19 protein-coding genes and 1 pseudogene are annotated in these 18,211 nt (G+C 70.0%); 9 read left to right on the top strand and 11 right to left on the bottom strand.

Going from position 1 to position 18,211, the window contains the following annotated elements; genetic code table 11:
• Positions 1–89: 89 nt before the first annotated feature.
• The 5 genes from ACGFZS_RS48605 to ACGFZS_RS48585 form a co-directional block, all read right to left on the bottom strand.
• Complete coding sequence (locus ACGFZS_RS48605) at positions 90–539, bottom strand: tetratricopeptide repeat protein (protein WP_359221561.1); 450 nt, start codon at positions 537–539, stop codon at positions 90–92.
• Positions 540–578: 39 nt separating this feature from the next.
• Positions 579–1,685, bottom strand: a complete 1,107-nt coding sequence (locus ACGFZS_RS48600) for an LLM class flavin-dependent oxidoreductase (RefSeq protein WP_393800644.1) — start codon at positions 1,683–1,685, stop codon at positions 579–581.
• 97 nt (positions 1,686–1,782) lie between these two features.
• Entirely contained in the window at positions 1,783–2,250 is a 468-nt protein-coding gene (locus ACGFZS_RS48595) for a MarR family winged helix-turn-helix transcriptional regulator (protein WP_393800643.1), read from the bottom strand.
• A 9-nt stretch (positions 2,251–2,259) separates the two neighbouring features.
• Entirely contained in the window at positions 2,260–2,598 is a 339-nt protein-coding gene (locus tag ACGFZS_RS48590; protein ID WP_393800642.1) for a GNAT family N-acetyltransferase, read from the bottom strand.
• A 38-nt stretch (positions 2,599–2,636) separates the two neighbouring features.
• Positions 2,637–3,626: a pirin family protein gene (locus ACGFZS_RS48585; RefSeq protein ID WP_393800641.1), complete on the bottom strand. Its 990-nt coding sequence runs from the start codon at positions 3,624–3,626 to the stop codon at positions 2,637–2,639.
• Between the two features lie 122 nt (positions 3,627–3,748).
• Between ACGFZS_RS48585 and ACGFZS_RS48580 the strand changes: the two genes are divergently transcribed.
• Positions 3,749–4,240, top strand: a complete 492-nt coding sequence (locus ACGFZS_RS48580; RefSeq protein WP_393800640.1) for a carboxymuconolactone decarboxylase family protein — start codon at positions 3,749–3,751, stop codon at positions 4,238–4,240.
• Between the two features lie 23 nt (positions 4,241–4,263).
• On the opposite strand, the gene ACGFZS_RS48575 is transcribed toward ACGFZS_RS48580, so the two are convergent.
• The gene (locus ACGFZS_RS48575; RefSeq protein ID WP_393800639.1) at positions 4,264–4,731 is read right to left on the bottom strand and encodes a MarR family winged helix-turn-helix transcriptional regulator; all 468 of its coding nucleotides are present in this window, start codon (positions 4,729–4,731) and stop codon (positions 4,264–4,266) included.
• 167 nt (positions 4,732–4,898) lie between these two features.
• Between ACGFZS_RS48575 and ACGFZS_RS48570 the strand changes: the two genes are divergently transcribed.
• The gene (locus ACGFZS_RS48570; protein ID WP_393800638.1) at positions 4,899–5,624 is read left to right on the top strand and encodes a dienelactone hydrolase family protein; all 726 of its coding nucleotides are present in this window, start codon (positions 4,899–4,901) and stop codon (positions 5,622–5,624) included.
• A gap of 289 nt (positions 5,625–5,913) precedes the next feature.
• On the opposite strand, the gene ACGFZS_RS48565 is transcribed toward ACGFZS_RS48570, so the two are convergent.
• Entirely contained in the window at positions 5,914–6,864 is a 951-nt protein-coding gene (locus tag ACGFZS_RS48565; RefSeq protein WP_393800637.1) for an NmrA/HSCARG family protein, read from the bottom strand.
• 388 nt (positions 6,865–7,252) lie between these two features.
• Between ACGFZS_RS48565 and ACGFZS_RS48560 the strand changes: the two genes are divergently transcribed.
• From ACGFZS_RS48560 to ACGFZS_RS48535, 6 genes are all read left to right on the top strand, one after another.
• Positions 7,253–7,555, top strand: a complete 303-nt coding sequence (locus ACGFZS_RS48560; protein ID WP_393800636.1) for a hypothetical protein — start codon at positions 7,253–7,255, stop codon at positions 7,553–7,555.
• Positions 7,556–7,682: 127 nt separating this feature from the next.
• Positions 7,683–8,102, top strand: coding sequence for an SsgA family sporulation/cell division regulator (locus tag ACGFZS_RS48555; protein ID WP_393800635.1), 420 nt, complete (start codon positions 7,683–7,685; stop codon positions 8,100–8,102).
• An 87-nt stretch (positions 8,103–8,189) separates the two neighbouring features.
• Positions 8,190–9,110, top strand: coding sequence for an NADP-dependent oxidoreductase (locus ACGFZS_RS48550; RefSeq protein ID WP_393800634.1), 921 nt, complete (start codon positions 8,190–8,192; stop codon positions 9,108–9,110).
• Positions 9,111–9,209: 99 nt separating this feature from the next.
• On the top strand, positions 9,210–10,235 hold the full coding sequence (locus tag ACGFZS_RS48545) for an LLM class flavin-dependent oxidoreductase (RefSeq protein ID WP_393800633.1): 1,026 nt from the start codon (positions 9,210–9,212) through the stop codon (positions 10,233–10,235).
• Between the two features lie 22 nt (positions 10,236–10,257).
• Positions 10,258–10,971: an NADPH-dependent F420 reductase gene (locus tag ACGFZS_RS48540; protein ID WP_393800632.1), complete on the top strand. Its 714-nt coding sequence runs from the start codon at positions 10,258–10,260 to the stop codon at positions 10,969–10,971.
• A gap of 56 nt (positions 10,972–11,027) precedes the next feature.
• The gene (locus ACGFZS_RS48535; protein WP_393800631.1) at positions 11,028–11,351 is read left to right on the top strand and encodes a DoxX family protein; all 324 of its coding nucleotides are present in this window, start codon (positions 11,028–11,030) and stop codon (positions 11,349–11,351) included.
• Between the two features lie 52 nt (positions 11,352–11,403).
• On the opposite strand, the gene ACGFZS_RS48530 is transcribed toward ACGFZS_RS48535, so the two are convergent.
• The 4 genes from ACGFZS_RS48530 to ACGFZS_RS48515 all read right to left on the bottom strand — a co-directional run bounded on the left by ACGFZS_RS48530 (position 11,404) and on the right by ACGFZS_RS48515 (position 17,333).
• Entirely contained in the window at positions 11,404–11,931 is a 528-nt protein-coding gene (locus ACGFZS_RS48530) for a hypothetical protein (RefSeq protein WP_393800691.1), read from the bottom strand.
• A gap of 65 nt (positions 11,932–11,996) precedes the next feature.
• Complete coding sequence (locus ACGFZS_RS48525) at positions 11,997–12,386, bottom strand: SsgA family sporulation/cell division regulator (RefSeq protein ID WP_393800630.1); 390 nt, start codon at positions 12,384–12,386, stop codon at positions 11,997–11,999.
• Positions 12,387–12,583: 197 nt separating this feature from the next.
• Positions 12,584–15,433 carry an ATP-binding protein gene (locus ACGFZS_RS48520; RefSeq protein ID WP_393800629.1) on the bottom strand — a complete coding sequence of 950 codons (2,850 nt, stop codon included), beginning with the start codon at positions 15,431–15,433 and terminating at the stop codon, positions 12,584–12,586.
• A 160-nt stretch (positions 15,434–15,593) separates the two neighbouring features.
• On the bottom strand, positions 15,594–17,333 hold the full coding sequence (locus tag ACGFZS_RS48515; RefSeq protein WP_393800628.1) for a pyruvate dehydrogenase: 1,740 nt from the start codon (positions 17,331–17,333) through the stop codon (positions 15,594–15,596).
• A gap of 436 nt (positions 17,334–17,769) precedes the next feature.
• On the opposite strand from ACGFZS_RS48515, the pseudogene ACGFZS_RS48510 reads away from it, so the two are divergent.
• A pseudogene (locus ACGFZS_RS48510) lies at positions 17,770–18,211 on the top strand (hypothetical protein); the annotation flags it as partial.

The raw sequence follows: 18,211 nt of genomic DNA, 5'->3' as shown, positions 1-18,211 counted from the left end.
CTGGATCCGGCTGAGGCCGTCGCAACCAGGCAGTGCCCACCAGGCCCGTAAAGGGCGGTGTCCGCCCGCAGACACCCCGTTCCACCCGTTCAGCGCCGCGCCGCTCCGTCCTCGTCGTCCGGGAACTCCCCGGAGAACGCGGCGGCCATACGGAGCCACGGCTGCGCCTCGTCCTGGCGGCCCTGGCGTTGCAGGGTCCGGCCCAGCATCAGGTGGGCGTAGTGCTCGACCGGGTCACGCTCGACGATCTGGCGCAACTGCTCCTCGGCGCGCCGCAGTTGTGCGGAGTGGTAGTAGGCACGGGCCAGCAACAGCCTGGGGCCGGTCTGTTCCGGGGCCTCTTGGACGACATCGGTGAGCAGCCGTACCGCGCCGATGTAGTCCTTGGCCTCGAACAGCAGTTGGGCCCGCTCCCAGCGCTCGGTGGTGCTCTCCTCGTGCGGTCCGCCGACGCCGTTGTCGAAGAGGTGCAGGGCGCTTGCCCAGCGGTCGGGCGCCACTCCGTCGGTGGCCGGGTACTCGTTGAAGTTGTCGGTCATGGTTTCCTCCGTTTCCGAGCGTGGTGCGAAGGGGCGGTCTCAGGTCGCCGGTGCGGGGCTCGGTGTGCCGGCCGCGTCGCGGGCGGCGAGCAGCGAGGCGTGGGTGGGGGCGTCGGGGACGTCGGCGGGCCGGTTCGCGGCGAATTCCTCGCGCAGTACCGGTACGACCTCCTCGCCGAGCATGTCGATCTGCTCCAGGGCGGTCTTCAGCGGGATTCCGCCGCCGTCCACCATGAACAGCTGACGCTGGTAGTTGCCTGCGTACTCGCGGAAGGTGAGCGTCTTCTCGATGACCTGCTCGGGGGTGCCGACGGTCAGCGGGGTCTGCGCCATGTACTCCTCCATGGAGATTCCCCCGCCCATCACCGGTGAGTTGTCGAAGACTGGGCGGAACTCGCGTACGGCGTCCTGGGAGTTGCGGCGCATGAAGACATGGCCGCCGAGGCCGACGATCGCCTGCTCGGGGCTGCCGTGGCCGTAGTGCGCGTAGCGCTGCCGGTAGACGTCGATCAGCTTCTCCGTGTGTTCCCTGGGCCAGAAGATGTTGTTGTGGAAGAAGCCGTCACCGTAGAAGGCGGCCTGCTCGGCCATCTCGGGCGAGCGGATCGAGCCGTGCCACACGAACGGCGGGACACCGTCGAGCGGGCGCGGAGTGGAGGTGAAGCCCTGCAGCGGGGTACGGAACTTCCCCTCCCAGTCGACGACGTCCTCCCGCCACAGCCGGCGCAGCAGCGCGTAGTTCTCGACGGCGAGGTTGATGCCCTGCCGGATGTCCTTGCCGAACCACGGGTAGACCGGGCCCGTGTTGCCCCGGCCCATCATCAGGTCGACGCGGCCGTCGGCCAGATGCTGGAGCATCGCGTAGTCCTCGGCGATCTTCACCGGGTCGTTGGTGGTGATCAGCGTGGTCGAGGTGGACAGGATGATCCGCTCGGTACGCGCGGCGATCCAGCCCAGCATCGTGGTCGGGGAGGACGGCACGAACGGCCTGTTGTGGTGCTCCCCGGTCGCGAAGACGTCCAGCCCCACCTCTTCGGCCTTCTGCGCGATGGCGACCATCGCCTTGATCCGTTCGTGCTCGGTCGGCGTACGACCCGTGTTCGGGTCGGTGGCCACATCTCCGACGGTGAAGATGCCGAACTGCATCGTCTTCAGCCTTTCCATATGGTTGATGCATCAACTACCAGCTGCTGGTGGGAACGCGGGCGCAGCGATGGCTATTCCGCTTCCGCCGGGCGCGGGGTTACCCGGACCGCTTGTCCAGCTGCTCGACGACGCGGCCCGCGACCCGGGCGAGCGTGCCGAGTTCCTCCGTCGTGAGCAGGTCGACGAAGAGATCGCGGACCGTGGCCACATGGCCGGGCGCGGCCGCCGCGATCGCCTCCCGTCCCAGCGGGGTGACGACCACGAACGCGCCGCGGCCGTCCTCGGGGCACTCCGACCGGACGGCCAGCCCGCGCTTCACCATGCGGGAGATCTGGTGCGACATCCGGCTCTTCTCCCACTCCACCGCCTTGGCCAGGTCCGCGGAGCGCATACGGGCGCCGGGTGCCTCGGTAAGATGAACGAGGACGATGTAGTCGGCGGCGGACAGGCCGGAGTCCGCCTGCAGGCGGCGAGCCACTCGGCCGTGCAGCCTCTCCTGCATGCGGACCAGACAGCGCCAGGCGTCACCCTCCGCGGGACTGAGCCGTCCCGGCGTCTCGTTCACACGGACCACTCAGCCAAGCTGTGCCTCCAGCCACCGCAGGACGTCGGGGGTGACCGGGTCGGTGATGTCCGCGAACTCGTCGTGCCGCTTGAGGAACTTGGCGACGTAGGGGCAGACCGGGACGATCCGCATGCCGGACGCGCGTACGTCGTCGAGTGCCTGCTGGACCAGCTGTGCGCCCAGCCCCTGGCCCGCGAAAGCCTCGTCGATCTCGGTGTGGAAGAAGACACGCTGCGCGCCCCGGTCGCGGTACGCGGTCAGGCCGGCGCGTTGGCCGTCGACCAGGATGTCGTACCGGCGGCCGGCGTCCACACGCTCGACGGCCGTGGTGGTGGAGGACTCGGTCATGGTGTGCCTTTCGTCAGGGGGGAGGCCAGAGGGGGAGGTCAGCGGGACGGTGGGTTCCGGCGCGGTGTGATGACGGCGTTCGGCAGGGCCGGTGCGGGAAGGCGGCCGCCGGGAAAGTCCTCGATCACGCCGAAGCGGTCGGAGGAGGCCTCCCAGTCCTCGCGGGCTTTCACGATGTCCTCGTGGCTGCGGCCGACGAAGTTCCACCACATGACGATCTCCTCCCCGAAGGGAGGTCCGCCGAGGAGGACGGTCCGCGCCGGGGCGTCGGTCTCGTTCACCACCGTCAGGGTGTCCGCGCCGCGAGGGACGTAGGCGAGTTCGGCGGGCCGCAGCACGGTGTCGATCAGGCGGACGTCCCCGCTGTCCACGAGGAGGCCGTGCTCGAAGGCCGCGTCCACGGCGAGGGTGAGCGTCGCGTGGGGCTCGAGGACGATCTCGGCGCCGAGCAGCGGCGTGAAGGCCCGGACCGGGGAGGTCCGGCCGGCGAGCGAGCCCAGAAAGACCTTGATCTCGGCCCCGTCGACCCGCGCGGCTTCGGGTACGTAGTGCTGGAAGTCCCGGGCCGTGTCGCGGTGTTCCTCGGGAAGCGCGACCCACAGCTGGACGCCGTGGATGACGGTGGTGTTCGGGGTGGAGACCTCCGAGTGGGCGATGCCGTATCCGCCGGTCATCAGGTTCATCTCGCCGGGCCGGACCAGGGCGTGGGTACCGAGCGTGTCGCGATGTTCGACCTCACCGCTGAACAGCCAGCTCACCGTCTGCAGTCCGGTGTGCGGATGCGGGGGCAGGTCCATGCCGCCCGCCGCGGTGACCTGGTGCGGGCCGTAGTGGTCGGCGAAGCACCAGGCGCCGATGAGTGTGCGCTCCCGCTGGGGCAGCGTCCGCCGTACGTGCATCGCACGTGGACCGCCCAGGGGGACCTCACGCGGCGGCAGGACGTCGACCCGGGGCGCGGAGATCGGCCGGTCGTCCTCGACGAGCGTGCCGCAACGCAGCACAGCGGCGTCGGTTTCCACGTTGCTCACCGAGAGCACCTCCCACACGATCTGGTTGTCACATCAACTATGATGCCATGGAGGTGGGCCGATGGCCACGGCGCCCGCCCGTACACAGATCACCCCGAGCGTGGCCCGAAGGAGGGCTCTACGTGACCAACCGCACCGCACACGGCTCCCCGGCCCGCAGCATCTTCATCGACAAACAGAGCCCCAAGGCCTTCCGTGCCCTGGTGCAGGTGTCGGAAGTGGTGCGAGCGACAGCTTCCGAGGCCGGGCTCGACCGCACCACCGTGGAACTGATCAACCTCCGCGTGTCGCAGATCAACGGCTGCGCCTACTGCCTCGATGTGCACACCGGAGCGGCCCTGCGCGCCGGCGAATCGCCGCGGAGACTCGGCGTCCTGGGTGCGTGGCGGGACACCGGCCTGTTCAGTCCCGCGGAGCGCGCCGCCCTGGCGCTGGCCGAGGCCACGGCCGATCCGGTGAACGCCACGGCCCGGACATCCGCCTACGAGGCCGCCCGGGAGGTGCTCTCCGAGGACCAGATCTCAGCCGCGATCTGGGTGGCGGTCACCATCGACGCGTTCAACCGCGTGTCGATCATGAGCGAGCACCCGGTACCGCCGCCTCACGACGAGTAGCGGCGGTGGGCGGCCCCTTCAGGTCAGGCCGGTTCCTCGTCCAGCTTCTCCACCACGCGCTCGGAGATACGGGCCAGCAACCGCAGCTCGGACGGCGTGACGTTGTCGAGGAAGAGTTCACGCACGGCCTCCACATGGCGCGGGGCGGCGGCCTCGATCATCGCCCGCCCCTCGTCCGTGATCACCACGAACGCGCCACGGCCGTCCTCGGGACACTCGTCCCGCACCACCAGCCCGCGCTTCACCATCCGGGCGATGTGGTGGGACATCCGGCTCTTCTCCCACTCCAGCGCCCTGGCGAGGTCCAGAAAGCGTCGCCGCCCGTCCGGTACGTCCGTCAGCTCGACCAGTACGGCGAAGTCCGCAGGCGACACGTTGGACTCTGCCTGCAGCAAGCGAGACAGGCGGCCCATGAGCCTCTCATGCATGCGGACGAAGCTCCGCCACGCATGCTGCTCCTCCTCCGTCAACCAACGCACCGTCTGCTCCATGGAGCAAGTGTAAACGTAGTTGACAGTTCACCGAATAGGCGCCACGGCACCTACGAGGTCGGTCTACCAGCACCGTGGCCGGGGCAGGTCAGAGGGGCATCCGCGCTGTTCTGCCGGCGGCAGAACCCCGGCCCGCCCGGGCTCGACGATCACTACCGTCCCGTCTCATGACGACAATGACGAAGCGCACGGTCCAGTACCCGGCCGACGGTCTGACGATGATCGGGCATCTCGCGCTCCCGGCCGGTGTCGACCGCCGGCCCGCGGTGCTGCTCGGGCCGGAGGGCATGGGGCTCAGCGACGTCGAGCGCCGCCGGGCCGATGCGCTCGCCGAGCTGGGATACGTGGCGCTGGCCTTCGACCTCCACGGCGGGCGCTATCTGGGTGACCCCGAGGAGATGCTGGCCCGTTGCCTGCCGCTGCTCGCCGACCCCGACCGGATGCGGGGCATCGGCCACGCGGCGCTCGACGTGCTGCGCGCCGAACCCCGGACCGACCCCGACCGGATCGCCGCCGTCGGTTACGGCACCGGAGGCGCCGTCGGGCTGGAACTCGGGCGCGACGGCGTCGACCTGCGCGCGATCGGGACAGTCAACGCGCTGACCACGGGCCGACCGGGCGAGGCGGCGCGCATCCGCTGCCCGGTGTGGGCCGGGGTCGGGTCGGAGGACCCGATCATGCCGCCCGCGCAACGGGACGCGTTCACCGCCGAGATGCAGGCCGCGGGCGTCGACTGGCGCCTCACGGTCTACGGCGGCGCCCTGCACGCCTTCCACCACCCGCCGGTCGACCACCCCACGGTCCCCGGCGTCGGCTACCACCCTCGGCACGCGCAGCGAGCCTGGCGCGACGTCGTCGACCTGCTCGCCGAGTGCCTGCCTGTGACGGAGTGATCTGGTCAGTGCAAGCTCGGGCGCCCGCTGACCGCCGCGATGCCTGGGCTCCACTGCCAAGGCAGGCGAGGCAGGCTGGAGGTTCACCACCTGCGACCCGGACGATCTGCCGCCCAGACTCGACCGGCACACCCCCGATCACCACGAGGAATCCTCCGCCGCACCGGCAGCGTGATCAACCCCCGAAGGAGTTGCGGAGCCGACCACTGAGGCGCGTGACGACCGGCATGCCCGGGGGTGTCCGTCGGCCGGACGGAACCCCCGGGCATGGTGTGCCGGCGGTAGCGAGTCAGCCCACCTGGATGTTCGCGGCGTTCTCGGCGAGCCAGTCGTCGAAGCTCTTGAGTGCCGGGTTGATCTCCCGCAGGAGGTCCAGGTCGCGGGCGCCGGTGAACTCCTGGTCGAAGTCGCCGTAGTACTGGAACATGTTGGCGATCTCGTCGCCCGCCGGTACACCCAGGGAGCGGAAGACGTCGTACGGCACCGACTGGAAGCGCACCGGCTCGCCGATGGCTGCGCCCAGCTTCTGCGCGTACTGGGCGCCGGTCAGGTGGTCGCCGGCGAGGCCGACGGTCTGGCCGACGAACCGCTCGCCGCCCTTGAGGATGGCGAGGGCTGTGCGGCCGATGTCGTTCACATCCACGCCGGCCAGCAGTTTGCCGTCCTCGAGCGGCAGGGTCAGCGTCAGCACGCCGTCCTCGGCACGCTGGGGGCCCATCACCGACAGGAAGCCCTGGAAGAAGAAGGTGGTGTTCAGGAAGGTGGTCGGCACCCCGGCCTGCCGGAACAGCTCGTTGCCCTCGCCCTTGGCGTCGAAGTGCGGGACGTTGTACTTCTCCTGGAGAACGGGCATCCGCTCGTCCTGCAGCGGCAGCAGTTCGCGGGTGTCCTCGAGCGTCGACCACACCACGTGCCGCAGTCCGGCATCCTTGGCGGCCCGCGCCAGAACCTCGATCTCCTCCGTCTCCTTGGCCGCCGAACCGTGCGCCCAGAAGTTGGTGACGAGGAAGGCGCCGTAGGCACCCTCGAACGCCTTGTGCACGGTCGGCTCGTCATGGAAGTCCGCCCGCACGACCTCCGCACCGAGCTCGGCGAGTTCCTTGGCCGCGGGTGAGTCGGGGTTCCGGGTCAGCGCACGCACCGTGAACCCCGAGTCCGGATCGGCGAGGATCGCCCGCGCGGTGCCGCCGCCCTGCGCACCGGTGGCTCCGGCGACCGCGATGACCTTCTTCTCACTCATGTCACTACCCCTGCCGACGAGAGATTGTTGATGCATCAACCGAAGCACATTCCGGTTGATGGATCAACTTTTTGGCGCGAGATTGAGCCATGGCCGCCGCGAGATTCGCCCGTACGGCGTATCGCGACCGACCGGACACCCAACCCGGCCGAGCCCGGAACGACTTGCCCTGATCCGCGCACGCACAACGTCCAGGGTCGTCACGACCGCCGACACGCCCAGTGCTGCAGCGCGACCCCTCGGGTCGATTGTCGCCTTGGTTCGCTTTGCCCCTTTTTACTTGACACGTCACCTACATGCACATACGTTCTCACCTGAGGCGTTCGAGGCCCCCACCCATCAAGCGGAACCCCCATCCGAGGTTCCGGAAACAACAAGGAGAACCACCATGAAGCACCACTTCACGCGGCGTGCGGCCACCACGGCAGCGGCGCTCGCCGTTGCCGCCGGCACCCTGCTGGCCGTGGGCGGCACCGCCTCGGCCGAGCCGAGCTCGGCTACCGATCAGATCGCGGTCACCGCGCACCACTCCTCGGACCGGACCGAGTACGGCAATCAGCGCGACGACAACCGAGACGACCGCCGTGACAGTCACCGGGACGGTCACCGCAGGTGGGAGCGGACCGGCCGCGGCGATTGGCGCATCATGAGCACCGACTCCCGCACCTTCGACCACCGCACCTTCGACTGACCCCGCAGGATGGCCCGGCAGGTGCATCGCGTGCCGACCGAGCCGCCCTCAAGGACCCGGGCACGAACCGCAGACGGGGGCGCGGGGGTTCCCGGGCAGCGCAGACGTTCTGGAAGCGATCCGAGCCATGCCCGACCATGTAATAGATCAGATGCTGCACATGGAACTCGTCCTCCCGTCCGGCGAGCGTCTCGCCGTGCCGGCCCTTCTGCACTACAGCGCACAGGACCCCTTTGCCGTCGTCTTCGTTTTCCACACCGGCGCCGACCATCAAGTCCGCTGGGTCCTGGACCGAGACATGGTGGCCAAGGGGCTCCGCCGACCCACCGGGCACGGGGACGTACGCCTTTGGCCGACCGGATCCGGCCCCGGTGCCGAGGTCGAGCTGACCCTGTCCTCCCCGCACGGGACGGCGCAACTCGCCGGTCCGCTCGGGGTGATCGCTCAATGGCTCGGACGGACATACGAGTTGGTGCCGTCCGGCCAGGAAGCCCAGGGACTGGACGTGGACGCCGAACTCTCCCGGCTGCTGCGCGGCGCAGCCTGAGACCCTCAGCGTCGACAGATGATTGATGCATCATCTTCTTGTTGGCGTCGGAACGCGTACATCCACTGAAGAAGTCGGAGCCAGGACATGTCCCTCGCAGTGCAGTTCTCCGAGTACGGCACCACGGAACAACTCCGCGTCGTCGACGTGACGCCGCCGGATCCCGGGCCGGGCCAGGTACGGCTGGCCGTGCGCGCGGCCGGCGTCAATCCCGTCGACTGGAAGATTCTCCAGGGAGCGATGCGCGAGCAGATCCCGCTCACCCTGCCCGCCGGCCTCGGGTCCGACGTGGCCGGCGTGGTCGACGCCATCGGCGAGGGTGTGACCGGGACGAAGGTCGGCGACGAGGTGCTCGGCACCTCGCTCACCCCCTCCTACGCCCAGTTCGCACTGGCCGATCCCGCCGCGCTGATCGCCAGGCCCGGCACGGTGCCGTGGCATGCGGCGGGCGCCCTCGCCGGCGCGGGCGGCACCGCATGGGCGGTCCTGGAGCGGCTGAAGGTGACCGAGGGCGAGACCGTGCTGCTCCATGCCGCAGCCGGCGGCGTCGGCACCTTCGTGGTGCAACTGGCCGTTGCCCGCGGCGCCCGCGTCATCGGGACGGCGGGCGAGCGCAATCATGGGCTGCTGCGTGATCTCGGCGCCCTGCCGGTCGCCTACGGGCCCGGGCTGGTGGAGCGGGTCCGGGCCATTGCGCCCCACGGCGTCGACGCCGTCATCGACGCGTCCGGCCGCGGCGAGATCCCGGACTCGATCGAGCTGGCGGGAGGTCCGGAGCGTGTTCTCACACTGGTGGCCTTCGATGCCGCCGGGACCGGTGTCCAGATCCATGCGGGCGGCGCGGCCGGGCAGGGCGCTCGCGCTCTGAGCGAGATCCTGGGCCTGATCCAGGAGGGCCGGCTGCGCGTAGTGGTCGCGCGCACCTACGACCTCACGGAAGCGGCCGCCGCGCTGGAGGCGAGCCGGGGCGGCCATGTGAGCGGCAAGATCGTCCTGTTGACGGAGTAGCGGTCGTCCGGCGCTTGGCTCCGCCATCCGTTAGTTGACACATCAATCACATGCGCAGATGATTGACAGATCAACGATCGGCTTCCACAGGAGCACACCATGTCTGATCTCGTCTTCGGTCTGGACACATTCGGAGACGTACCGGATGACGACCTCGGCGCCCCGGTGTCCTACGCGAAGGCCATCCGCCAAGTAGTCCAGGAGGCCGTACTCGCGGAGGAGACGGGCGTGGACGTCATCGCACTCGGCGAACACCACCGCCCGGAGTACGCGATCACCACGCCGGAGACCGTGCTCGCCGGGATCGCCACGCGCACCAGCCGGATCCGGCTGAGCTCCGGCGTGACCGTGCTCAGCTCCGACGACCCGGTCCGGGTCTTCCAGCGCTTCGCCACCGTGGACGCGCTCTCCGACGGCCGCGCCGAAGTCATCCTCGGCCGCGGCTCGTTCACCGAGTCGTTCCCGCTCTTCGGCTACGACCTCGCCGACTACGACGTGCTGTTCGAGGAGAAGATCGAGCTCTTCGCCAAGCTGCTGGAGGAGAAACCCGTCACCTGGAGCGGCACCAAACGCGCTCCGCTGGAGAACGCCGACGTCTTTCCCAAGACCGAGTCGGGGCGCCTGACCACCTGGGTGGGCGTCGGTGGTTCTCCCCAGTCGGTCATCCGCACCGCGCACTACGGCTTCCCACTCATGATCGCCATCATCGGCGGCACCCCGGAACGCTTCGCCCCCTTCATCGACCTCTACCGGCGCGCCACCGACCAGTTCGGCACCACCGCCCACCCGGTCGGCATGCACTCGCCCGGCTTCATCGCCGACACGGACGAGCAGGCCCGGGAACTGCACTGGCCGCGATACAAGGAAGTCCGGGACCGCATCGGCGCGCTGCGGGGCTGGCCGGCGCTCCGCAAGGAGGAGTACGACGCGGAGATCGCGCACGGCTCCCTCTACGTCGGGTCCCCGGAGACGGTCGCCCGCAAGATGGCCCACGCCATCAAGGCACTCGGCGTCGGCCGCTTCGACCTCATCTACGGCAACCAGTCGATCAGCGCCCGCCTGCGCGCCGTCGAGCTGTACGGCACCAAGGTGATCCCGATGGTCCGCGAACTCCTCGCGAGCTGACACCGTGAACGGAGAGACGGACATGCCCACCACGGCCGTGAACACCGTAGGCATCCTGGGCGCGGGCAAGGTCGGCACGGCGCTGGGGCGGCTGGCCCTGGCCGCCGGCTACCGGGTGCTCATCGCGGGCTCCGGCGATCCCGCCAGGATCGCGCTCACCGTCGAGGTCCTCACCCCGGGCGCGTCCCCGGTCACCGCGGCTCAAGCCGCCGGCGCGGCGGACGTCGTCGTCCTGGCGCTTCCGCTCGGCAAGTACCGCGCCCTTCCCCTCGACGCACTGCGCGGCAAGCTCGTGATCGACGCCATGAACTACTGGTGGGAAGTCGACGGCATCCGCGAGGACTTGACCGACCCGCTCACCACCTCCAGTGAGATCGTTCAGGGCTACCTGGCGGATTCACGGGTGGTCAAGGCGTTCAACCACATGGGCTACCACGACCTGGAGGACGGAGCCCAGCGCGCGGGAACGCGGGGCCGCAAGGCCATCGCGATCGCCGGTGACGATCCGGACGACCTCACCACCGTCGCGCGCATGGTCGACGCGGTCGGCTTCGACCCCGTCATCGCCGGCCCCCTGGCCGAAGGGGTACGGCTGGAACCGGGCACCGAGCCGTTCGGTGCCAACGTGGGCGCCGAAGAACTCCGTGCGATGCTCCTGCGCTTTCCGGACTCGGAGCGCGGAAGGGTCGTACTCGGCGCACGGGCCGCCGCGGAGTCCGCGGAGCACGTGGCCTGAGCGTCTGAGCGCCCGATCCGACAAGGTCGGCCGGCGGGTAGCCACAAGAGGTCTCTGTGAACATCACGTTGTGGGTCGTCGCGGCCTTGTTGGCTCTGGTTTTTCTCCGCGCCGGTACCGTGAAGCTGACCAAGTCGAAGGAGCAGTTCCTGGCCTCGGGCCCGACCATGGCCTGGGGGATCGGGTTGGTGCTGCCCCCGGCGGTGGACGTCGCGACGATCCTCGTGCCTCTGTCCGCATCCGGCCTGGCACTCGTCATGATCGGCGCGGTGATCGAGCACGGCCGGCGCAAGGAGTTCCAGTCGACCGTCGTCAACCTGGTCCTGCTGGTCCTGGCCGCCTTCGTGGCCTGGGGCCGGTTCGGACCGCACTCCTTCTGACCGACGCGGACCCTGCTCGACGGCGCCGGGTCCGGCTCCTCGCCGGGCGGGATCACATCTGTGCCCCGACGTTCTCCGCCTCAGCCCGTCGCGTCAGTGCCCACTCCGTGACCAGTACGGTCAGCAGGTCCACAGCACTGCGGGCGAGCCGGTCACCGATCCGCGTCCGATGGCACTCTGCCTCCGAGACGAGCGCGGTGAGGAAGTGGGTCACCCGCGCACGTGTTCCGTCCGTGCAGGCCAGACGCACCCCGTGGATGCGACGCAGGTCGGATTCGGCGATGCCCAGGCTGCGCCGGGGCACGCGGAGGACCGTCATGGCGCACGCGCGACCGCAACGGGTGGATTCCGGCCGCTGCGGATCGCAGAAGACCAGGTCGCCGGCGTGCACGCAGGTCTGCCGCTCCTGGATCGAGGCGGCTGAACCGTGCCCGTGTATCGCCGCGTACAGGGCATCACCGGCGTTCGGGTCCGACGCCCAGGGGGGATCCGGGGCAGACCGGTCGTCCGGGTGAAGGACATAGATCCTCAGGTAGCCGAGGTCGTACGAACGTGTGGGGGCATGTGTCGCGAGCGGCATCGCATCTCCGAAAGCCAGGGGTTCTTTTTTCGTGTCTCGTGGGAAAGGCCGGGACGTTCGTGACGTCATTCCGCGTCTTCGAGAAGGTCGGCCACAGCGCGGTCCAGGTCGATATGGACGCCCTCCTCGCCCTCGGGCACCAGTGCGAGGGTCCGCAGCAGGAACGCGCTCACCACGGAGGTCTCGACGTCGACGGCCGCCTCCTGGGCCCGCGACCGGAGCACGATGCGCACGCGGTCCTGGTGTCCGCGGCACCGGGGGATCACTCGCACGTCTCCCGTGCCGGCCGACAGATGCAGGCCCTCCGTGAGCAGACTGCGGGCGAAGAGCCAGTCGACCGGAGGCGCGAGGGGCGTCCCGAGTGAAAGGCAGACAGCGTAGGGATCGGTGGTTCTGTAGCGCAGCTCCGCCAGGAGGGAAACCTCGGGCTCCCCGCTGACGTGCACTCGTGCCATCGTTTCGTACACGACCGTGTGAATGGAATTTCTCATTTCACCCCTCCGTCTGTGGGGGCGCGAGTTGATTCACCGCGAGGTGTTCGACCGTCGCGAGGTGAAAGGGGACTTACACGGATGAGCGTTACATAATCGGGCGAATCCGGTCATCGCATGTCAGCCGGCGGTTCCGTACGCGGATGTGGGATACGAAGCGGTTACTCCGTGTGTTCGCGCTCGCGCGCCAGCCGCGCCAGTTCGGTACGCGAGGTCAGACCGAGTTTGAGGAAGGCGTGCCGCAGGTGGGAACTGACGGTGTGCGGCGAGTTCACGAGGTGCTCGGCGACCTGCCGGTTGGTCATGCCCTGCGCCACCAGTCGCACGACGGCGACCTCCGACGCCGTCAGTTCCGGCCACGCGGTCACGGTCTCGGTGGGTGTCGTACGACGGCGCGGTGCGCCCAGCACCCTTAGGCGGCGGCGGACTCGGGCGGCGTCGCACTCGGCGTCCGCCTCGTTGTAACGGTCGAGCGCCGCGCCGAGGACGGGCACGGCGTCCGCGGGGTGGGCCACGGCCAGTTTCCGCCCGGCGTCCTCCAGGGCCGAAGCGTGCGGCAGGAGCCGTTCGACCCCGTCGTACAGCTCCACGGCGTGCAGAAGGTGGGCGGTGTCGTTGTCGAGCAGGCCCCGGGCGTGGGCGGCTGCCGCGGCGAGGATCGGGAAACCGGGGTTGCGGACGGCCCGGTGCTCGGCCTGGGCGACCGCGGCCGCGGCACGGTCATGGGCACCCGCCCGCAGCGCCATGCGCACGAGGACGGGGAGATCGGCCGGGTCGTCGGGGCTCGCCAGCGAGGGGCCCACCTGCTCGAACGTGGTGAACGACTCGTCGAGGAGCGCCATGGCCCGGTCCGGGCGGCCCTCCGCATCGGCCATGAGCGCCAGCAGCCAGGACCCGGCGTTGCGGACGAGGATCGCCGGATCGCCGACCATCCGTCCGACCTCCGCCGCGTAGGCCTTCGCCGCCTCGTGGCCGCCGGTGTGCAGGGCGACCCGGAGCAGGGTGTACAGGAGCGTCGCGTCGGCGAAGTTGCCCATGCCCAGTTCGTCGGCCATGGCTGCGCCCGCCTCCGCCTCCGCTCTGGCGTCCGACAGCCGGCCCGCGTCCAGCAGGACGCGGGAGCGGTTCATGAGCCACAGACGCATGGCGGCTGCCTGGCCTTGCCGCTGGGTGTCCCGGATGCCGTTCTCCGACTCGGCGAGTGCCTCCGCCGTACGCCCTGCCGCGTTGAGCATGAATGCCTTCCACAGCGCCTCGGGCACCCAGAGGGAGCGCGAGAAGCCTGCTTCGGACGCGATGTCCTCGGCCTCGTCCGCGCGCTGGAACGCCCGGTCCCAGTCGTAGTCGTAGTAGAGCAGGGCCGAGTGGGCCGTCATGGCGGTGGCCGACGCGGCCCTGTCCCCCACCTGCCGCGCGGATCGCAGTGCCTCGTCCACCGCCGCCCGGGCCGTCGCACCGTAGTCGCCCACTAGCCCCAGGTCGAGGCAGTACAGGGCCAGAAGGTGTGCGCGCAGACACTCCGGGATCCCCGGCAGGGCCGCCCCGATGCCGGACTGGCGCGCTCCCTCCGTGAAGTCGTACTGGCTGGACACGCGGGCGAGGCTGAGGCGCACCCGCGCCTCGGCCTCGCAGGGCAGGCTGCCGGGCAGGGCCGTCGCGCCCAGTGCGCGCGCCTGTGTGGCGCGTCCGGCCCGCCAGAGCAGCACCATCGTCTCCGCGATGATCGTCGACCGTTCCGGCGCCTGCGCGGGGGTGAGGTTCAACGCCTGGCGGCTCAGTTCTCCGGCGGCCGAGGGAGCGGTCTCCGAAAGCTCCGCGGCGGCGGCCCGCAGCAGTCGCACGGCGGCCTGGTCACCGGGTTCCGCGCTGTCCATCACCAGGGAGGCCGCCTCGCTCAGCGATGCTCCACGGGCCAGCACGACCTCTGCCGCATGGCGCCGCAGGGCTTTTCGCACGGACTCCGGAAGGCTGTCCGCCACGGCTTCGCGGATGAGGTCGTGGCGGAAGGCCAGCCTCCCGGCCCGTTCGGTGAAGAGGTCGGAGTCGAGGGCCTCCTGTACGGGTGCGACCAGCGCGCCGACCGGCCGGTCGAGGAGTTCGGCGAGAAGCTCGACGGTGAGGGTGTGTCCGATGGCGGAGGCCGCGCGGACGACCTCCCTGGTGGGCTCGGAGAGGCTGTAGAGGCGCTGCCGGATGGAGGTCTGGAAACGGGCCGGCAGGCGGTGGCCGACCAGACGGGCCACACCGTCGGTGACGACCACTCTGCCTTCGGCGGTCATGCCGTGCAGCAGTTCCACCAGGAGCAGGGGCACGCCCTCCGCGCGCCGGACGACGTCCAGGGTAGCGGTGTCCGGTGGAGCTCCGAGCACGTCCTGGGCGACCTCGCCGACGGCGGCGTCGGAGAGCGGACCGAGGCAGAGCCGGAGTGCGCCGTCCCGTTCCATCCGGTCCAGTGTGGTGAGGACCTCCGGAGCGCTGCTCCCGCCCCGTATCGCCAGCAGCCACAGGATGGCGTGGGCGGACAGCCGGGACGAGAGCGTGCGCAGGGCGAGGAGGGTCAGGTCGTCGCACCACTGGACATCGTCCAGGACCACGACCAGGGGACAGTCCAGAGCGGCCCGCTCCAGCTGGTCCTGCAGTTCCTGCAGGAGCCAGAAGCGCTGCTCGGGTGCTGTGGCCAGGGCACGGAGTCTGACCGTGTCGAAGAGCGGTTTCCCGTCCGTCTGCGTGCCCTCCAGCAACGGGCTCAGCGGCACGAACTGGCTGTCGGGGTCCGCGCCGCCCCGGAACACGGTGAACGCACGGCGCCCTGCCATCGCGCAGGCTTCCGACAGGAGCCGGGTCTTGCCGCTGCCGGGCGGACCCTGCACGCAGACGACCCCGCCACGGCCCTGGGCCAGCGCGTCGAACCGAGCGCCGAGTACGGCGCCTTCCTCCAGCCGGCCCCGTACCGGGGGGCGACGCGCATCGCCGGCGGGGAACGGCGGGGGCGGCGGCTGGGTCGGCTTCACTGGCGGTCCTCGGGGCGGGAGCGAACGAGTCGCTTCACCTGAGGCTCAGAATGGCACACCTCCCCTCAGGTGCATCCCAAAGTAGTCGTCGCAGAGGAGCGCGACCACCGGCGCCCTTCCCACCTGGGAAAGCGCCGGAACCGGGGAGCGGAGGACGATCTCAGGGGCGGGGGATGTTGCGCAGGTTGGCGCGGGCCAGGTCGAGCATCTTGCCGACGCCCCCGTCGAGCACGGTCCGGCCTGCGGCGAAGGCGAATCCCTTGACCTGGCCGGCCGAGATGTGCGGCGGGATCGACAGCGCGTTGGGGTCGGTCACCAGATCGACCAGGAACGGTCCGTCGTGGGCGAGCGCCCGCTTGAGCCCCTCGACGACATCCCCGGGGCGCTCGATGCGGATCGCCTCGATGCCCGCGCCGCGGGCGATCGCCGCGTAGTCCACCGGCTCATGGTCGGTCTCGTGCTCGGGCAGACCCTCGACCAGCATCTCCAGCTTCACCATGCCCAGCGAGGAGTTGTTGAAGACGATCGTCTTCACCGGCAGATCGTGCAGCTTCACCGTGAGCAACTCGCCCATCAGCATGCCCAGTCCGCCGTCACCCGACATCGAGACCACCTGGCGGCCGGGGTAGGCGAACTGCGCGCCGATGGCGTGCGGCAGCGCGTTGGCCATGGTGCCGTGCAGGAACGAACCGATCACCCGGCGCCGCCCGTTGGGGGTGAGATAGCGCGCCGCCCAGACGTTGGACATGCCGGTGTCGACGGTGAACACCGCGTCGTCAGCGGCGAGTTCGTCCAATACCGAGGCCGCGTACTCGGGGTGGATCGGGGTGTGCCGCTCGACGTCGCGGGTGTAGGCGGAGACCACCGTCTCCAGCGACTTGGCATGCCGGTGCAGCATCCGGTCCAGGTAGGTACGGTCCCGCTTCGCCTCGACCAACGGCAGCACGGCCCGCAGCGTCTCCCGGACATCGCCGTGGACCCCGAGTTCCAGCACGGTGCGACGGCCCAGGCGGCCCGCGTCGTGGTCGATCTGCACGGTGCGCGCCTGCGGCAGGAAGTCGTTGTACGGGAAGTCGGTGCCGAGCAGGACGACCAGGTCGGACTCGTGCATCGCGTCGAAGCAGGCGCCGTAGCCGAGCAGGCCACTCATGCCCACGTCGTACGGGTTGTCGAACTGGATCCACTCCTTGCCCCGCAGGGTGTGCCCGACGGGTGCGGCGGCCTTCTCCGCGAGCGCCATGACCTCGGCGTGCGCGTCCCGCACTCCCGCACCGCAGAACAGCATCACCTTCCGTGACGCGTTCAGCTTCTCGGCCAGCGCCCGAACCCGCGTGTCCGGCGCGACGACCCGGCCGCGCTCGGTGACCAGGTCACTGCTTCCGGTCGGGTGGGCCGCCTCGCCGTGCGCGACATCGCCCGGTATCACCAGGACCGACACCCCGCTGTTGCCGAGAGCCCGCTGCATCGCGATCCGCAGGACCCGGGGCATCTGCTCGGGGGTGCTGATCATCTCGCAGTAGTCGCTGCACTCCGTGAACAGCCGTTCCGGGTGGGTCTCCTGGAAGAAGCCGGTGCCGATCTGGTGGGACGGGATGTGCGAGGCGAGTGCCAGCACGGGCGCACCGGAGCGGTGCGCGTCGTACAGCCCCTGGATCAGATGCGTGTTTCCGGGGCCGCAGCTCCCGGCACACACCGCGAGCCTGCCGGTCAGCTGCGCCTCCGCCGTGGCGGCGAAGGCGGCGGCCTCCTCGTTCCGGACGTGCACCCACTCGATGCCGTCGGTACGGCGCACCGCGTCGACCACCGCGTTCAGGCTGTCGCCCACCACGCCGTAGATCCGCTCCACTCCCGCCTGGCGCAGGACGTCCACCATCTGCTGGGCCACGGTCAGATTCCGCATCGCCGGACTTCTCCCCTCGGGCTGCACACCTGTCTCATATGACGCTCGACAGCCTCAATATAGTTGATACGTCCACCGCGGGGGTGGGATGCCAAGGCTCGTCTCCTTCGCCAACAGCGGCACCTGACGCAATGTCGGATCAGACACCACCGGAGCGCATTCGCTGTGGCCATCGATATTGGCCCGCGAGTGGCGTCACCCTCATGCTCCTGCACACCGAAGGCAGCGCCTCGCCTCCGTCGATGCCCCACCCCCGCCGCGTCACAGGATCGACCGGATCGCGCCCAGCCACACCCCCTGATCGTCCGCCGGCCGCCCTCGCCGACCCTGCCGCCAGACTCCCCCGAGCAGCACGGCAGGCCGACCGCCGTCGCCGCCTGAGGAAATCCAAGCCCGAGGAAGTCAAAGACGCATTCACCAGCAAGGAGCCGCACGCATGAACGAGCCGCAAGCCGAGAGCAACCGCCCGGCGGTCTCCCCGGAGCGCGAACCCCTCACCCGCCGCCGCTTCTGGCAGGTCGGCGCCGCCGCCGCGCTCACCGCCGGCGCGGCGACCCTCCTTCCGGGGCACGCTGCCGGGGCCGCGACGGCCAGGCCCACGGGCAGGCCGTCCAGCACTCCCTCGATCACCCCCTCCAGCACCAGCAGCAGCGGCACGACGTCGCAGGACTACTTCGACCAGGCCGCCGCACTGGCCGGCGACAACCCGATCCTGACGGACCTCGTCACCGCGCTGACCTCAGGCTTCACCCCGCCGCACCCTGATGCGCCGGATCCGACGATGATCTTCGATGATGTCGCGGTGCTGAGCGTCGGCTGGGTGTCCGCCACGGCGATCCTCACCTCCGGCGGAATCATCCTCATCGACTCCCTCACCT

This window comes from Streptomyces sp. NPDC048288 (assembly GCF_043201555.1).
GTDB lineage: Bacteria > Actinomycetota > Actinomycetes > Streptomycetales > Streptomycetaceae > Streptomyces.
This window is presented reverse-complemented; position numbering and strand designations above follow the sequence as displayed.

Bases quoted from the DNA above. Each gene is read 5' to 3' on its own strand.
- ACGFZS_RS48605 (WP_359221561.1), bottom strand. From the start codon at position 539: ATGACCGACAACTTCAACGAGTACCCGGCCACCGACGGAGTGGCGCCC.
- ACGFZS_RS48600 (WP_393800644.1), bottom strand. From the start codon at position 1,685: ATGCAGTTCGGCATCTTCACCGTCGGAGATGTGGCCACCGACCCGAAC.
- ACGFZS_RS48590 (WP_393800642.1), bottom strand. From the start codon at position 2,598: ATGACCGAGTCCTCCACCACCACGGCCGTCGAGCGTGTGGACGCCGGC.
- ACGFZS_RS48575 (WP_393800639.1), bottom strand. From the start codon at position 4,731: ATGGAGCAGACGGTGCGTTGGTTGACGGAGGAGGAGCAGCATGCGTGG.
- ACGFZS_RS48570 (WP_393800638.1), top strand. From the start codon at position 4,899: ATGACGACAATGACGAAGCGCACGGTCCAGTACCCGGCCGACGGTCTG.
- ACGFZS_RS48565 (WP_393800637.1), bottom strand. From the start codon at position 6,864: ATGAGTGAGAAGAAGGTCATCGCGGTCGCCGGAGCCACCGGTGCGCAG.
- ACGFZS_RS48560 (WP_393800636.1), top strand. From the start codon at position 7,253: ATGAAGCACCACTTCACGCGGCGTGCGGCCACCACGGCAGCGGCGCTC.
- ACGFZS_RS48555 (WP_393800635.1), top strand. From the start codon at position 7,683: ATGCCCGACCATGTAATAGATCAGATGCTGCACATGGAACTCGTCCTC.
- ACGFZS_RS48550 (WP_393800634.1), top strand. From the start codon at position 8,190: ATGTCCCTCGCAGTGCAGTTCTCCGAGTACGGCACCACGGAACAACTC.
- ACGFZS_RS48545 (WP_393800633.1), top strand. From the start codon at position 9,210: ATGTCTGATCTCGTCTTCGGTCTGGACACATTCGGAGACGTACCGGAT.
- ACGFZS_RS48540 (WP_393800632.1), top strand. From the start codon at position 10,258: ATGCCCACCACGGCCGTGAACACCGTAGGCATCCTGGGCGCGGGCAAG.
- ACGFZS_RS48530 (WP_393800691.1), bottom strand. From the start codon at position 11,931: ATGCCGCTCGCGACACATGCCCCCACACGTTCGTACGACCTCGGCTAC.
- ACGFZS_RS48525 (WP_393800630.1), bottom strand. From the start codon at position 12,386: ATGGCACGAGTGCACGTCAGCGGGGAGCCCGAGGTTTCCCTCCTGGCG.
- ACGFZS_RS48515 (WP_393800628.1), bottom strand. From the start codon at position 17,333: ATGCGGAATCTGACCGTGGCCCAGCAGATGGTGGACGTCCTGCGCCAG.